Here is a 14967-nt window from a genome sequence, read left to right as displayed (position 1 = left end):
CGGAGAATGCCATGCTGACGGTGGTGCGTCGCTCGGGGCAGCGGACGAGGAGGCTGCTTCGGCAGTCACTGCTTCCCGGCGGGCCGGCCGGCCGCCCGCCGTGCCCGTCCTCAGCCGGCCTCCCGCACGCGTGCAGCGGTCCGCTCGGCGAGCTCGCGGACGCCCTTGGCGGCGTTGTCCGAGAGCTCGCCGAGTACGGCGTCGGCGGCGGTGAGGAGGGCACGGGCCTCCTCGGGGCGGCCCGTGTCGGCCAGAGCGAGGGTGAGCCGGTAGTGCTCCTCGGCGATGAAACGGCCGAGGTTGACCCGCTGCCAGTAGCGCAGTGAGGCGTCGCCCGGAGTCGCCAGGGCGTCGCGCACGGCGGCCAGGCTGTCCACCGCCTGCGGCAGCTCGCCCGCCTCCCGCTCCAGGCGGGCCAGGGTGTGCCGGGCCGAGGCCCGGTCCCAAGCCGTCTCCTGAAGGGCGGCGTACAGGCGCTGGGCGCGCAGCGCCTGGGGAAGGTCGCCGAGTTCCTCGAAGTCCTGGGCGAGCGCGCTCAGCGGACCCGTGGCCAGGGTGTGGGGCGCCCCGGGGTGGCGGAGTCTGCTCTGGTCCATGACGATGCTGTCGAGTTCGCGGATCAGCGTCACCCGCGCGAGGTCCGTCATCCCCTGGTCCCGCGCCAGGTCGGTCCAGGTGGAGACCGGCTCGTCCGCCGGGTCCGTCCCGAACATCCACTCGTCGAGGTCCCGCGCCCACTGGCGCAACTCGTCCGCGCCCGCTCCCGGTTCCGGCATGCCGCCCAGGCCGCACGCCGTGTCGAAGTCCGTCTCCCGGACCTCGAGCAGCAGCGGCAGATCCCCGGTGTCCCCGTGCAGCCCGACCAGCACGGCCGCGAGCCGCAGTTCGTCCGTCATCGAGGACCGTGTCTCGTGCCGCAGCAGGTGCCGCAGCAGCTCCAGGTCGCCCTCGGCGCGGTCGAACTGCGCGGCCCGCAGGGTGAGCCGGCGCCGGACCGGGTCCTCGGCGACTTCACGCCATGCTGTGTGGTCGCCCTCCCGCAGGCGGGCGAGATCGGCGCGGCCCGCCGCGAGCACCGTCTCCCACAGCGGTGGACCGGCCGGGCCCAACCGGTCGTACGCGCACCCCTCGTCCGCATTGAGCAGGACGAAGTCCGGCTCGGTGCGCAGCAGCGCGGTACGCAGTCTGCCCACCAGCTCGATCGGGGAGCGTTCCGGGAAGCCCAGCGCCGCACGGAGCTCGGCCCGCTCCTCGTCGATTCCGTAGCACTCACGGATCTCGTCCTCGGTCTCCGCGACGCACGCCAGGATTTTCTCCTCGCCGTCGTCCGGCGACAGACGCGTGCAGCCGCGCCAGCCGGGCAGGCCGATCACGAGCTCCAGGGCCTCGTCGACGCTGGAGCCGATGATCCCCGCGGCGCCCTCCGAGTCGGCGTAGAGCACCGAGCCGTCCGCGCACACGAAGTACGTGCCGCCGGTGTCGTCCCCGGCCACCGCCTCCAGCGGTCCGCCCGAAGCGAGGCGGACCTCCTCGACCGGGCCGTGGGCGGCGCGGTCGAGGTCGAAGTCGAAGGGGAAGGCGGCCAGTTCGGCCAGGCGGCGGTCCTGCCGCAGCAGCCGTAGCGCGTGATCGGTCATGTCGCGGAAAGTAACACCGCCCGCTGACCGCGGACTCGCGGCCCCTGCGGGAGGCCATGCCGACAGGGGGTGCGGGTTACGGTCGGCGGTTCGGGCGTTCGCCCCAACGGTGGTACGTCGGCGGTGGCAGCCGAGTGGACGGCCCGGGCACGCACCGTGGCTTTCGCGCCGCTTCGGCCCGCTTCCCCCGTACCGGGGACGAGCGCCCACGCGCTCCCCCATACAGCTCCCGCCTGTACACCCGCACCCGCGTGCTTCAGCGCCACTCCAGGAACACCGTGTCGCTGGTCAAGGAGTCAGCGGAGACAGGAACCGCGGCCCCTTCCCCCGAGGTCGACATCACCCGGAAGTCGCCCAGGCCCAACGGCTGCCCCGAGCGGTCGTTGGGCGAGTGAACGGACGCGATGAACTTCTCGCCGTCCGCAGAGACCAGCATCCCCTCGGCGACCCTCCCGTCGTCCTCGCGGACCACGGCGACGGCGTTCCCCTCGGGACGGCCGCTACGGGCGTCCACGGTCCGGAAGTTGGCGGACTGTGTGCGGCACAGCACCCGTTCGTCTCCGACCCAGCCGACGATGCCGACGCACCCACTGAGCAGGGTGGCGGAGCGGCCCGATGCCGCGGTGAGCGGTCCCGAGGACTCCCGGGTGCGGAAGACGTGCCCGTAGATCTTCGGCGCGGTCGCGGTGAGGCGGCGGCCGTCGGGAGCGAGGTGCACCATGTTGGCCTGGACGGCGCGCGGGGGCTTCCCGGTGACGGTCAGGGGGAGGTCGTGCCCGATCGCGGGGCCCTCGTCCGACAACCGGTGACCCCCCTCGGTGGACCGCGAACCGATCCTGCGCTCACCGTCGGCGGTGATGTACGTGAACCACACGCTGCGCCCGTCGGGTGCCATCACCGCGTTCTGCTCGTCGTCGCCCCTCGCCTCGCTCAGGCTCACGAAGTCGTCGGCGTTGCCGCCGCTCTCCACGTAGCCGGCGTGCGTCGTCCTGCCGTCCGCGTCCCGGAGCACCACCGCCATGCGCGTGTACGCCAGGTCGAACAGGGCGCGGACCCGGGGAGTCACGTACTCCAGATCGTCCACGGCGTAGGGCGACGGACTGTCCGAGCTCACTCCGCAGAGGTCCACGAGAGAGCTGTGCACGTCCTTGACGTCCGGGTAGTTGCTGAACGCGGCGTCGACCGGGAGGAAGAAGTTCCGCGTCTCGCGCAGTTCCCACCGCTCGGGGTCCCAGGCCTGCACGTTGACCCCGGCGTAACGTGCGCCCATGCTGCACGTGGCGGTGACGACCGCGTCCTCGCGGGTGAACGGGCTGTCCGGAAGGGGATATCCGCGGTTGCCCCAGTAGGGCGCCGAGGGACCCGGCGCCGGCCCTTCCTCCTCCTCGGACTGCGAGGTGCCGCACCCCTGGACGCACAGGACGGTCAGCGCGGCGACCAGGACCGCCGCCCTGCCCGTCAGAGCCCGTAACACTGTCCCTCCTCGGGCATGTCGTCACACGACGTCCAGGGCATGGAGCCGAAGACCCAGCTCTGCCGGGGGTTCTCCGGGACGGACTCCGTACGGATGCGGAGCGGCTCGCCCTTGTCGTCCTTCAGTTGGACCCACCGCCCTTCCGGCCGGTGGGTGTCGTTGTAGTGGACCTGGATGCCCCACTCGCAGGTCTGTCCCCGGGGCGCGATGACCTCCACCCGGAGCCCGCCCGACGACTGGCCGTTGCCGACCTCCACGAAGCGATTGCCGAAATACGGCTCGCCCTGTCCCTCGGTGTCGTCGGTCAGCACCGGCTCGTCGGCGCGGGGCGGAAGATGGAGCCGGATGCCCTCGTAGGCGACCCCACCCTGCGGCGGAAGGCCGACGACGGCCTGCGCAGTGCTCTCCCGGCACGTCAGGCCGGTGACCTTCCAGTCGTTGATGGTCACCGCGTACTGGCGTGTGCTCATCACAGTCATCTTGAACGTGTCCGAGAACTCCATGCCCCCACTGGCAGTCTGCTCCTCCGGGTACCGCTGCGGAGCGTGCTCCAGGAACGGCGCGTAGGCGAGCGGACGGCCGCCCAGGGACTTCAGATAGGAGAAGACTGACGAACTTCCCTTCAGGGACTTCATCTTCCGTACTTCGTCGTCGGTCAGCGTCCGGTCGAGCACCATCGCCCACTCCCGGGGCTCACTCTGCTCGGGCTGTACCGACACCGTGAACGGCGGCTGGGAGGCGTCGTACGCCTTGTTGGAGTCGTTCTCCTTGGTGACGCTCGGCCCGATCATGACGTAGGCCAGCAGCGCCCCGCCCAGTCCTCCCAGCACAGCGCTCACCGCCGCCACCGACAACCACAGCCTCCTCTTGCGCCGGGAGGCTCCGGCAGGCACGCCGAGCACTTCGGGAAGGACCGTCCGGAGACCGTCGTCAGCCCCGCCGGGGGAAGCTGAGGGCGGAGGCGGCACGTCCGGGGGGCGTGCCGGTGGGGCCGGTGACGGGGCGGGGGGTGAGGTCCCGTCCGGCGTTCCGTTCTGCCCTGCCGTTCCCGGAGTGGTGCTTCCCCCGGTGGTCCCGGCGGTGTTCGGCCGGGGTTCCAGTGTCCCGCCCGCTGGTGCGGTCGCCGTCATGCCGTCCCCTCACGACGTGATAGGTGGTGCTCCCGCTCGGCGACCCGACGCGGAGCCCCGTACAGAACCCCCGTCGGGCACCAACCGTCCCTCACCACCCACCTTAGGGACAACGGCTGCGCCTGTCCCCAGAGTTGACGCCCCCCGTACCAGCCTCATACCGACATCACGCCCCATGTACAGCCCTCTCCCGTACAGGCGTCGCTGCTGGTGGCACGCCGGTCGCCGCCGCCACGCCGGCGGCATGCACAGTCCTTCCCCCCAGCGGCACCGGCCGGTCGTCTCCGGTGGCGTCTCCCCCACAGAGTTCGCCATCGCGTTCACCTCGACCCCGCGCGGCGCCCGCCTCGCCCGGCTCTTCGTCGCGCAGTGTCTGGACTCCTGGGGCCACCCCTACGACAGCGACGTCAACGAGACGCTGACCCTGATCACCGCCGAGCTGTGCGCGAACGCCGTCCAGCACGGACGCGTCCCCGGACGGGACTTCCACGTCCGGCTGGCCGCCGAGGCGGACGGCGGGCGGCTGCGCGTGGAGGTCTCCGACACCCGCGCGGAACGCCGGCCCGTCGCCACCACGCCCACGGGCCCCGACGACGAGTCCGAGTCCGGCCGCGGCCTCCTCCTCGTCGCCGCCCTGGCCGACGCCTGGGGCGTCACCGACCGCCGCTCCGGGCCCGGCAAGACGGTGTGGGCGTCCGTGAGCGTGCCCGGCTCTTCAATGACATGAAGCCGTCCGCCCCGTCGAAGGTCCGTCTCCCCAGCGGGCGTGGTCGCGGTGGTGGACGGCTGTCGACGGGTGTTCCACCTCGTCCGGGAAGGGCAGGTGCAGATCACCGATGGCCAAGGGCCCGAGGTCCGCGTCGAGCGCTTCGGCGCTCGGGGCGAAGGTCTCGGGAGGCCATCCGCCAACGGCGGTGGCCCAGCGCGCACGCGTGCCTGCCCTCGCGCTTACGGCGCCCACCTGTGCACCCGCGCCCCCGTATCCCGACGCGGCGCCGATCGCGCGACGAGACGCTAGGGTTGCGCCGCAAGGGGAGGACATCGAGCGGCCGTTGTGCCCTCGAGAAGCAACGCGCGGAGACGGCAGCCGGGGCCTGCGCCCCGCAAGCCGGCCGACCGCGGAACAGTCTGGGGGAACGCGCCATGACAGATGCGCCGACACACGCTGCCGACACCGGCACGGACGAAGCCGACGACGCCGCCGACCGGAAGGTCGTCGAGCAGGAGCAGGCCGAGATCAAGGACTTCGTCAAAAGCCTGAGCGCGGACGACATCAAGTCGGGCAACTGGTTCACCAAGCTGGCCGCTCACGCCATGAACACGTACACCGAGAAGGTCGACTGGCAGTACTTCCAGGACCGGTACGCGGGCGTGCCCGCGGACGCCATCGTGGATCAGCGGATCAAGATCGCGGCCCGGTACGCCGCGCTCGAAGGCGGGCTCTCCGCCGGGGCCTACACGGCGACCGTCGCCGCCACCATCGGGAGCCTCGGGGGTGCCTCACCGGCGACCGTCCCCGCGGCCGTGGCGACAGTGATGGTCGACATCGCATTCATCACCCAGCTCCAGCTTCGTCTGGCCTACGACATCTCCGTGCTCTACCGGGTCCCGCTCGACGTGCACGACCCCGAGGACCTGTGGAAGCTGATCCGCGTGGCCCTCACCATCAAGAGCGGGGAAGCAGCCAACAAGACGGTGGTCAAAGCGGTGCCCGCCCTGGTGCGGCCCTTGGTCAAGCGCTTCTACTCGAAGTCGGTGCTCGCCGCCGGGAAGGCGCTACCCGTCGTCGGGAAGCACCTCCTGCAGCGCAACGTCATCAAGATCGGTATTCCCCTGGTAGGCGTCCCCCTCGCCGTCCTGCTGAACCGCTACACCACTCTCCTCGCCGGCCGGCACGCGCGGGCCGTCTTCCGGAACGAGGCGCGGGTGATCGAACTCGCCGAGGGAATGAGCGGGAGGAGCCGGCACCCGCAGTTGATGCTGTGGGTCACATGGCTCGTCATCAGGGCGAACCCCGGGATCGCGGACGACGAGGCGCTGCTGATGCGGCATCTGGTGCGGCTGGTCCGGGAGCGGCACGAGGTGGTCGACGAGCAGCTCGCGCACGTCGTCGACATCGACCCGGCCGAGGTGTGGAAGCGCGTGGACGCCGAGCCGGGCGATCTCGGCGACGTCCTCGACGCGGCGGAGCGCGTGGCCACTGTGGACGGTGACGTCAGCTCCCGTGAGGAGGCGGTCCTCGCGGAGCTTCGGGAGCGGTGCCGCCGGGGATGACCCCGTCGTGCGGCAGCACTCCGTGGACCCTTCCTCGGCACTCGCCCTCGCCAGGGAGGCGGTGGAGCTCTACGAGCAGCTCGCCAAGCAGGCCCCGGCCACGTTCGGTCAGGACCTCGTCCACGCCCGTCGCCTCCTCGCCCGTATCCCGCAGGGCCTCGGTCCCTTCTAGGGGCCCGCGTGCACCTGGCAGGCCCACAGGCTCGGGGTCTCCGGATACGTGTCGCGCACGGTGCGCACCGCCCGGTGCAGGGCCTCGGCCGTGCGGGCGACGTCGAGTGTGCCGTCGCCCGTGTTCAGGTCCTCGTACACGCTGAGCGCGACCTCGGCCCCGATCGCGTCGTCGACGTGCCACAGCGAGCCGACCACATGGGGGAAGCCCGCCATCTGGAAGGCGCTGACGATGTGGACGGCCTCGTCGGCGAGCTCGGGGCTGGTGTGCAGGGTGGCGCAGGCGGAGAGGTAGGCGAGCCGGACCGACGGGAGCCGGAGCCGGGCCAGGTCGCGGACGGTCAGCGGGCGTTCGGCGTGGTCGTGCAGGACGAGCCGGCTGCCGGACGGGCGCTCCAGGTCGCCCAGGGCGTGGCAGGCGAAATGCGCGTAGGCGTGGCGGTGCAGGGCGGAGACGACCGCGGAGTGAGTGGCGGAGGTGTCCGCCAGCAGCGCGGCACCGGGGAGCAGACGGGCCAGGTGCTCGGCTTCGCGGCGCGCGCCCGGGAGCGGGGCCTGCCCGGTGGCCTCCGCGACGCTGACGACAAGCGTTCCGGTGCCCGCCGGGCGGGCGGCGCGCCGGCGGGCGTGGTGCAGGGCCCGCAGCGTCGGCGTGTACGAGGAGACCACCCGGTCCAGGGCGCCGGGGGCGCCGCTGGCGGGCGCTGCCGCGTGCAGGGGCAGCGTGCCCAGCAGGCCGCCGGGTGACCACCACACGCGGGTGGCCCCGGGGAGGCGGTCGAGGACCGGGCCGGTGACCGCCTGCCACAGCCAGGCGAGGGTTTCCCGCACGTCCTGCTGGGCGCGCTGCGACTGTTTGCGGGAGGTTCCGGGTGTCTCGAGGCGGACCAGCGCGGCCTCGAAGGTCCGCCGGCGCTTGGCCGTCGTCCGCGGGTCGAGACCCGGGAGCGGTACGGCGTCGATGGAGTGGTCGGTGACGACCAGGGCGTCGCTGCCGTACGGGGAGACGTTGACGAGGACCACCGGGCCAGCCGCGGCCGTCGCGCGCAGCTCGCGTTCGTCCCAGTCCCGTACCGGACGCAGCAGGCCCAGTTCGGGGTGCTCGGCGCGGATCCGGTCGGTGAGGTCCCGCCACTCGGCGGCCAGTCGCTGCCGGAGATCGGCCCGGGATTCCCGGCCGGGCGATCCCTCTTCCGGTAACTCCCCGCCGCCGGTCGCCGTGTCGAGGGCGTCCCGGAGCTCCTCGAAACGGGCGGCGAGGCCGGGGGCGGTTTCCCGGAGCCGGGTCAGATCGCTGTCGGCGTCGAAGGCGTGGGAGAGGATCACGCCCCTGGCCTGTTCGAGCAGACCGACCGCGAGCCCGGGACGGCCGCAGCGCACCGCGCAGGCAGCGGCTGCGGCGCCCAGGCCGACGGTGCGGCTCAGCAGGAACTCCTGGTCGTCGCGGACGAGCTGGCGGGGTGCCACGGAGTGCAGCAGATCGACCGCCACCACGTAGCCGTCCAGGGCGCGGTCCCAGTCACCCAGTTCCGCCCGGATCTCGCCCCACGCCCGTGCCGCGTTCAGCCGCTCGGAGGGCCCGCACTGCTGTTCCAGGGCCGCCTCCCGGAAGATGTCGGCGGCCTCGGCCAGATCGGCCCGGCGGCGGCGCCGGTCCAGTGCCAGCTCGTACAGGACGCCGCCCAGGGCGCCCAGGCGGGACGCGCGCCTGGGGTGGCCGGGCGGAGTGGCCTCCACCGCCCGGCGGTGCAGCGCGACCACCTCGCGCCGGGCGGCCAACGACAGCAGGGTGCGCGGGCTCTCCATCCGTGCGGCCGCGGCCACCATCAGGGCTCCCGGCAGGTCGGGCGAGTTCGCGGGCAGTGCCGCGATCACGGCGTCGGCCAGCTCACGCGCCTCACGGGCCACGCCGGTCCCCGGCGTAACCCGGTGGAGGGTCAGCAGGGCGATGGGGAGGCGGAACCGCCGACGGGGCACCTGGGGGTCACCCTCCGGGGTCAGTGCCAGGGCCTGCCTGAAGAGCTCCACGGCCTGGCCGAGTTGGGTGACCGGGTCGGCAGCGCGCTCGTGCCCCGTGAACAGGCTGATCCCCATCGAGCTCAGCAGCGCGGCATGATGAGCTTGCCCCAGGCCGGGCAGCGTGGTGGCCCGGCGACGGCACTCCCGGGCCTCCTGAAGGTCCTCGCCGTCCCCGGTCAGGCGGTGACGCAGACTCAACGCCGCACTGAGGTTGAGCAGCCGCAGCCCGAGCGCTCCGTGTCCTTCGGGGGTGAGTGCCACCGCCTCCCGATGGGCCTCCACGGACGCGTTCAGTTCCTCTGCTCTTCCCGAGCGTTCATGGCAGGCCATCAGCACCAGGCCGAGGTAGTTGAGTGTCACGGGACGCTCCGGGTGGCCCGGCGGCAGGGTCGCCTCGCTGTCCCGGATGCGGCGCCGTGCCTCGTCCAGGTCCGCCCCGTTCCTCTCCGGATCGCGTGAGTAGCGGGTGTACAGGGCCAGCGCCGGACCGAGGAAGGACGGCTGCGGGACGTCCGCCGTCCCCCCGGACGCGGTGGCGGGGCCGGCGAGGTCGAGCGCCGCATCCAGGTCGGCCGGGGCTCCGGTCCTGACGGAGCGGAAGCGCAGTGCGTTGCCGAGGGCATGGCGCAGGGCTGCCCTCTCCCCCGGACGGCGCGCCGCCCGGAGCGCCTCGTCGAAGACCCGGACCGCCTCGTCCAGGTCTTCCAACCGGCCGGTGTGCTGCGCCCTCAGGACGAGCGCCGAGCCCAGACCGTGGCCCGCCGCCGCGGGCCCCTCCGGATGGACGGCGAAGCCCCGGCGGCACACGTCCACCACTTCGTCGCACTCCTCCGCCGTCGCCCCGTCCGCCTGCCGCAACGTCAGCAGAGCGTCCCCCAACGCGCCGAGTCCGTGCGGCAGGTGCGGGTGTTCGGGCGGCAATTGCGCCACCACGTCACGGGCGATGCCGACCGCCTCGTGCAGGTCCTCGGTGTCGAACGACTCCCCGTAGCGCTCCTGGAGCCGGCGGCCCAGGCCGTCCAGGGCGAGGATCCGTGCCGGGGAATCGGCCGGGGTCCGCTTGACGGCACGGTGGATGAACCGGACCGGGTCCCCGTCCGCCAGGTCCCCGAACGGCCAGGTCGTCCCGGCGAAGGCCACGGCGCGGGCCAGCTCTTCGAGCCGGTCCGTGAACCAGAGGTCGTATTCCCAGGTCGCGAGCACGGCGAGGCTGCCGCATCCGATGGCGCTGGTGAGCCGCTCCTCACGGGACGGGGCCGTGGCGGCCACCATCGCGGCCATCTCGTGAAGTCGGAGGAGGTCTTCGGAGGCGTCCGGTGGCGGGGTGTGCTGACGGCCCTGCGCCGCGATCAGGAACGCGGTGCCCAAGGCCGACCACTCGGAGGGCCCGTCCGCGTTCGCGGGGTCGGGGCGTGCGGCCGGATCGGCGGACGCGTAGCCCGCCGCCAACTCCGACGGCACCGACTCCGGATCGGCGACCCACACCGGGAAGAGCAGTGTGCCGGCCATGGCCCCGTGGACGGCGCTGTGCTCCCCGGGGCCGGCCATCGCACGCAGGGCGCAGAGCCAGCCGGCCGCGTGCCGGGCCTCCATGTCGGTTCTCGTGTCGGCGGTCCTCAGCAGACCTCGGAGTTCGGCGTCCGCTTCCGGGCACGACACCACCTCCGCGCCCGTTGCCCCGTCCGCCGTCAGAGCCCGGTCGAGACGCGTGCGCAGCGCCCGCAGGTACCAGTCCCGGTCGTACCCCACCCCGTCACTCCCCCACCGCAGACGTCATCGGCGCGTCAACAGGCTCTCAACTCTGCCTGAATTACGGCACACTTGGACCATGACCGCATCTCCCTACTTACCCCGACCCGACAGAGCGGCAGCGGCACTGTGCGCCCTGCTCGGCTCGCCTGAGGACCTGCGGCAGCCCGGGGTCAGGGAGGCGGCCGAGCGTGCGCGCGACCTGCTGCGGTCGGGTGCGGACGCCGGCGAACTCGCGGCCTGCTACCGCGCCCTGGACACGGCGTTGCGCCGGAACGGGGACGCACGCGGGCTGGTCGGCGGATCCCGAGGCGCCACGGCTCCCGGCATCGCGCCCCACATCAAGGTGGCCGTCTGCCCCGGGGCGCCCCTCTGCGCCCGCGTGGAACGGGCCCGCGACCTGCTCCCCGCCCCGTACTGCGCCGTCCACGGCACCCGCATGCGCAAGAGCCGGCTGGGCTCGGCACAGTGACCCCGCCCCCGTGAACCCCCTCCTCGCCACCCTGGGCGGCAAACTCACCGAACGCTGGCTGAATTCGCTGGTCCTCCCCGGTGCCCTGTTCCTCGCCGCGACCGCCGTCGGCGCCACCCTGGGGCACCGCCACTGGCACGATGTCGACCGGCTGCGCACCACCCTGGACGACCTCGCCGCCCGCCCCGCCCTGGACCGCACCGGCACCGCCGCGCTCCTGGTCGCCCTCGTCCTGCTCACCGCGACCGCGGCCTCACTCGCCGCGCAGTTCCTCGGCGGCGGGATCGAGCGGTGCCGGCTGCGCTTCGGCCGGGACCCGTTCTCACGCGCCAGGACGGCACGCCGGGCCCGCCGGTGGCGGCGGATTGACGCGCAGCTCACCGAGGCCGTCGGTCACGCCCACCACGCCGGTACCGGACCCGACGGTGCGGTGGTGATCCCGGGTGACACTCTGGCACGGATCCATACCCTCACCGAGGCCCGCGCCCGTATCGCGCTGCGCGAACCGGCCCGCCCCACCTGGTACGGCGACCGCATGCAGGCAGCGGCCGATCGCGTCGAGGCCGCCTACGGGGTGGACCTCGCCGTCCTGTGGCCCAGGTTGTGGCTGATCCTCCCCGAACCCGCCGTACGCCAGATTCAGTCGGCACACGACTCCTTCAGTGCCGCCGCCCGCCTCGCCGCCTGGGCCGTCGGCTACGCCCTGCTCGCCTGCTGGTGGTGGCCGGCCGCGCTGGCCGCCGTCGGCTGCGCGGCCGTCGCCCGGACGCGCGCCCGCACCGCACTTGACGCACTCGCGGGACTCATCGAGGCCGCCGTCGACGTTCACGGCCGCGAGCTGGCCACCCGGATCGGGCTGATGTCCCCGGATGCGCAAGGGCGGCTGGACCAGGACACGGGAGACGGCATGTCGGCGATGTTCAGGAAGGCCGAGTGACGGCGGGACACGTACGGGGCCCGGGCGCCGCGCGGTACGTGCACCATCGCCACCCGCGAATCAACGCATGGCGCCCCATCAAGCCGCACACACGGAGCATTCCCGAGCAAGGTGGGCATGAGCGGCGTCCGTGCCCGCCGTGCCGCCCGCCCGGCCGCAGTACCTCACGACGACGTACGCGCAGGACGGCACCAGCACGGTCCCGCTGGCCGGGGACGACGTACGCCTCAATCCGTGCTACGTCCGCACGAGTTGCGGCGGTGCGACGGCGGACGGGCGGCCGGTCGTCGACCAGTCGCAGCACGCGCTCTCGGAGAGGACCTTCACGAGACTGCCCAGGATGCGGTCCAGCCGGTACCTGCTGCGCAGGACCTTGCCCGCGGCGAACCGCTCCACGTTCACTTCCTCGGTGTAGCCAGTGGCACAGGTGCACGGACAGCCTGGCGGACGGCCGGTGTCGGAGGTCAGTCGTCCGGGCCCCGCACGAGGCCGGCCAGCTCACGCTCGACGTTCTTCGCTTCGGCCGCTCCGATGCGCTGGAGCATCGCATGCGCCTCTCGGAGGTGTTCGACGGCGGCCTCGGTCTCACCCGCGTGGTGGGCATGACGACCGATCCCGACAAGCGCGAGGGCTTCCTCGAAGGGGCTGCTGAGCGAGCGTGCGAGGGACAGCGCCGACTCGTGATGCTCCAGTGCCCGGGCGTGCTGGCCCGAAGCGAACGACAGCTGCCCGATCTCATTGAGAGCGGCGGCTTCTCCCAGGGCGTTGTCCAACTCTCGGTAGAGCGCCAGCGACTGGTCGAGGGTTTCGGCGGCCACAGCGTGGGCGCCGGTACGCCGATACATTGAGCCGAGGGCCCACAGCGCATCCGCCTCGCCGAGAGGGCTGTGCACCAATCGGCACATGGCCAGGGATTCTTCCAGGAACTTCACCGCCCCGTCGTAGTCCTCGACGTAGCCGAGCGTGACGCCCAGGTTGTAGAGCGCCTCCGACTCGTTGAAGCGACTGCCCATGTCACGGAAGACGGCCAGTGCCTCGCGTTGCGTCTGAGCCGCGGCGTCGTACCTGCCGGTGACGCACCACACCGCCCCCAGCCAGTTCTGCGCTTCGGCCATCCCGATGAGATTGCCGTGTTCCCGATAGAGAGCGATGGCCTTCTCGAGCGCTTCGGCCGCCATCGGGTAGTCGTCGAGAAGCCACCGGACCAGGCCCAGGTGGTGCAGAGCGTTGGCCTGCCCCAGACCGTTCTCCGTGCTCCGGTAGAGCCGCAACGCCTGTTTCAGCAAAAGGGTGGCGCCCGGATAGTCCGACTGCCAGTACCGGACGATTCCGAACTGGGTGAGGGCGTCGGCCTGCCCTTCCTGGTCGGCGAGGTCGCGATAGAGCGACAGCGACTGTTCCAGGGCCTCGACGGCCACGTCGTGGTCGTTGGTCAGTTTGTGGATGATGCCGAGATGGCACAGCGCGGACGCCTGTCCCGAAGGGTCATTCGCGTCGCGGTAGAGGCGGAGAGCACGGTTCACCGCTTCGCGGGCCTGCGGGTAGTCTCCGCTCAGGTACTGCACGGTCGCCAGTCGAACGAGAGCACGTGCCTGTTCCGGAGCGTTGGCATTGTGCTCCGCCGCGGCCGTGGCCGCGCGATGGATCTCGATGGCCCGGTCCCAGGGCCCTGCCTGCTGGAGATATCCCGCCATGGACCGGGCGAATTGCACGACCCTCGGATGCTGGGCACGCTGAATGGTGCGTTGAGCACAGGCGAGAAGGTTGGCTCGTTCACTCTCCATCCACTTCAACGCCTGGGTACGGGTCGTCAGATGGGGAGCGTCCGACGCTCCGGAGGCGGAGGGGATGCCTGTCCGGAGGGTACGGCTCAACTGCTGGTCGGCAAGAGAGGCAGTGCGCTGGTAGTAGTCAAACAGTCGGCCGACGGCTTCCTCGTTGCTCGTGGTCCCGTCCGCTTCGGCAAGAGCACGCGTGTAGTCGCGAATCAGGTCGTGCATGCGATAGCGGCCGTGGCGCAGTTCGTCGATCAGATGGTCGTCGTAGAGAGCCGCCAGGTGACGCCGGGCCTTCCCGCGCGGAACCCCGGTGAGCGCCGCCGCGGCCCAGTCGTCGATTTCCTCACCGGGATGGAGCCCCAGCCGCCGGAAGAAGATCCTCAGGTCGTCGGGTAAGTCCCGGTAGGACAGTTCGAACGTGGCGGCCACCGCGCGGTCCTCCGCTTGGAGCTCGTCCAGCCTCGCCTGTGCGTCCGTCATGTCCTCCACGAGGTCTTCGAGCCGCCAGAGAGGATGGTGACGAAGCCTGCCGGCCAGCAGTGAGACGGCCAGCGGAAGGCAGCCGCAGAGACGAACGAGAGCATCGGCGACAGGTTCCGTGTGGGAGAGGTCCCGGCCCGAGAGGGCACTCAGCAAGGCGACGGCTTCGGCGGGAGCAAGGGTGCCCAACGAGATCGAGACCGCTCCGTCCAGGGCGGCGAGCCGTCTTCGGCTGGTGACGAGGACCAGGCAGTTGTCCGCCCCGGGCAGCAACGGCTCCACCTGGCGGTGGCCTGCCACGTTGTCGAGGATGAGCAGGAGCCGCTTGTCGGCGAGCCGGTCACGCCACATGGCGGCACGCGCGTCCAACCCGGCGGGGACGTTCTGCGCGGCCACCCCGACGATGCTCAGCAGCGAGCCGATCACATCGACCGGTTCGACCGGAAGCTGCCCTGTGCTGTGTGCGTGCAGGTTGACGAAGAGCGTCCCGTCGGGGAAGGAACCGGCCAGCAGATGTGCTGCTCGGATCGCGAACGCGGTCTTCCCGATGCCCGGCATTCCGTCGATCGCGAACACCGGTAACGGCCCCTCGGACTCGGACGCCTGATGCACAGCGTTGATGAGCCGTGTCAGCTCCCCATCGCGTCCGTTGAACGCGAACGTGTCACGAGGGAGCGTGTTGGTGACCGAGGCGGGCGCTACGGGCCGGCCTTCGTAGATGTACTGGTTGCCGAGCGCCTGGTAAACCCGCCCACCGCTGTCGGCGTCGGCCCGTAGGCTCGCCCGCGGCCGGTCCTGCGAGCCACCCCCACCGTTCACCGGCCGGCTCCCGGCGCCGTTCCAGCC

11 protein-coding genes are annotated in these 14967 nt (G+C 72.0%); 6 read left to right on the top strand and 5 right to left on the bottom strand.

All coding sequences use genetic code 11. The features are described from left to right. Positions 1 to 110: 110 nt before the first annotated feature. The 3 genes from F1615_RS28140 to F1615_RS28130 form a co-directional block, all read right to left on the bottom strand. Positions 111 to 1637: a hypothetical protein gene (locus F1615_RS28140; protein ID WP_149551861.1), complete on the bottom strand. Its 1527-nt coding sequence runs from the start codon at positions 1635 to 1637 to the stop codon at positions 111 to 113. A 256-nt stretch (positions 1638 to 1893) separates the two neighbouring features. After that, entirely contained in the window at positions 1894 to 3111 is a 1218-nt protein-coding gene (locus F1615_RS28135; RefSeq protein WP_244328881.1) for a hypothetical protein, read from the bottom strand. Continuing rightward, positions 3096 to 3950, bottom strand: a complete 855-nt coding sequence (locus F1615_RS28130; protein WP_244328880.1) for a hypothetical protein — start codon at positions 3948 to 3950, stop codon at positions 3096 to 3098. Before F1615_RS28130 ends, F1615_RS28135 begins: the two co-directional genes overlap by 16 nt. A 535-nt stretch (positions 3951 to 4485) precedes the next feature. Between F1615_RS28130 and F1615_RS28125 the strand changes: the two genes are divergently transcribed. The 3 genes from F1615_RS28125 (at position 4486) to F1615_RS35765 (ending at position 6687) form a co-directional block, all read left to right on the top strand. Beyond that, positions 4486 to 4968: an ATP-binding protein gene (locus F1615_RS28125; RefSeq protein ID WP_149551859.1), complete on the top strand. Its 483-nt coding sequence runs from the start codon at positions 4486 to 4488 to the stop codon at positions 4966 to 4968. Positions 4969 to 5384: 416 nt separating this feature from the next. Continuing rightward, positions 5385 to 6515 (top strand): hypothetical protein, encoded by a 1131-nt coding sequence (locus F1615_RS28120; RefSeq protein ID WP_149551858.1) that lies wholly within the window; start codon positions 5385 to 5387, stop codon positions 6513 to 6515. A 7-nt stretch (positions 6516 to 6522) separates the two neighbouring features. Next, positions 6523 to 6687: a hypothetical protein gene (locus tag F1615_RS35765; RefSeq protein WP_167533881.1), complete on the top strand. Its 165-nt coding sequence runs from the start codon at positions 6523 to 6525 to the stop codon at positions 6685 to 6687. Here the strand turns inward: F1615_RS35765 and F1615_RS28115 are convergent. Further along, entirely contained in the window at positions 6684 to 10454 is a 3771-nt protein-coding gene (locus F1615_RS28115) for a CHAT domain-containing protein (RefSeq protein WP_149551857.1), read from the bottom strand. The two genes, F1615_RS35765 and F1615_RS28115, sit on opposite strands and share 4 nt — an antisense overlap. Before the next feature lie 79 nt (positions 10455 to 10533). Between F1615_RS28115 and F1615_RS28110 the strand changes: the two genes are divergently transcribed. The 3 genes from F1615_RS28110 to F1615_RS28100 all read left to right on the top strand — a co-directional run bounded on the left by F1615_RS28110 (position 10534) and on the right by F1615_RS28100 (position 12278). Next, on the top strand, positions 10534 to 10926 hold the full coding sequence (locus F1615_RS28110) for a hypothetical protein (protein ID WP_149551856.1): 393 nt from the start codon (positions 10534 to 10536) through the stop codon (positions 10924 to 10926). 10 nt (positions 10927 to 10936) lie between these two features. Beyond that, complete coding sequence (locus tag F1615_RS28105; RefSeq protein ID WP_149551855.1) at positions 10937 to 11863, top strand: hypothetical protein; 927 nt, start codon at positions 10937 to 10939, stop codon at positions 11861 to 11863. Positions 11864 to 11993: 130 nt separating this feature from the next. Then, on the top strand, positions 11994 to 12278 hold the full coding sequence (locus tag F1615_RS28100) for a hypothetical protein (RefSeq protein WP_149551854.1): 285 nt from the start codon (positions 11994 to 11996) through the stop codon (positions 12276 to 12278). A 49-nt stretch (positions 12279 to 12327) separates the two neighbouring features. Here the strand turns inward: F1615_RS28100 and F1615_RS28095 are convergent, their stop codons facing one another. Beyond that, positions 12328 to 14940, bottom strand: a complete 2613-nt coding sequence (locus F1615_RS28095; RefSeq protein WP_149551853.1) for a tetratricopeptide repeat protein — start codon at positions 14938 to 14940, stop codon at positions 12328 to 12330. Between the last annotated feature and the right edge of the window lie 27 nt (positions 14941 to 14967).

It is taken from the genome of Streptomyces marokkonensis (assembly GCF_008312835.1).
GTDB classification, from domain to species: Bacteria; Actinomycetota; Actinomycetes; order Streptomycetales; family Streptomycetaceae; genus Streptomyces; species Streptomyces marokkonensis_A.
The sequence above is the reverse complement of the archived record's forward strand: the minus strand, read 5'-3'. Positions and strand labels throughout refer to the sequence as shown.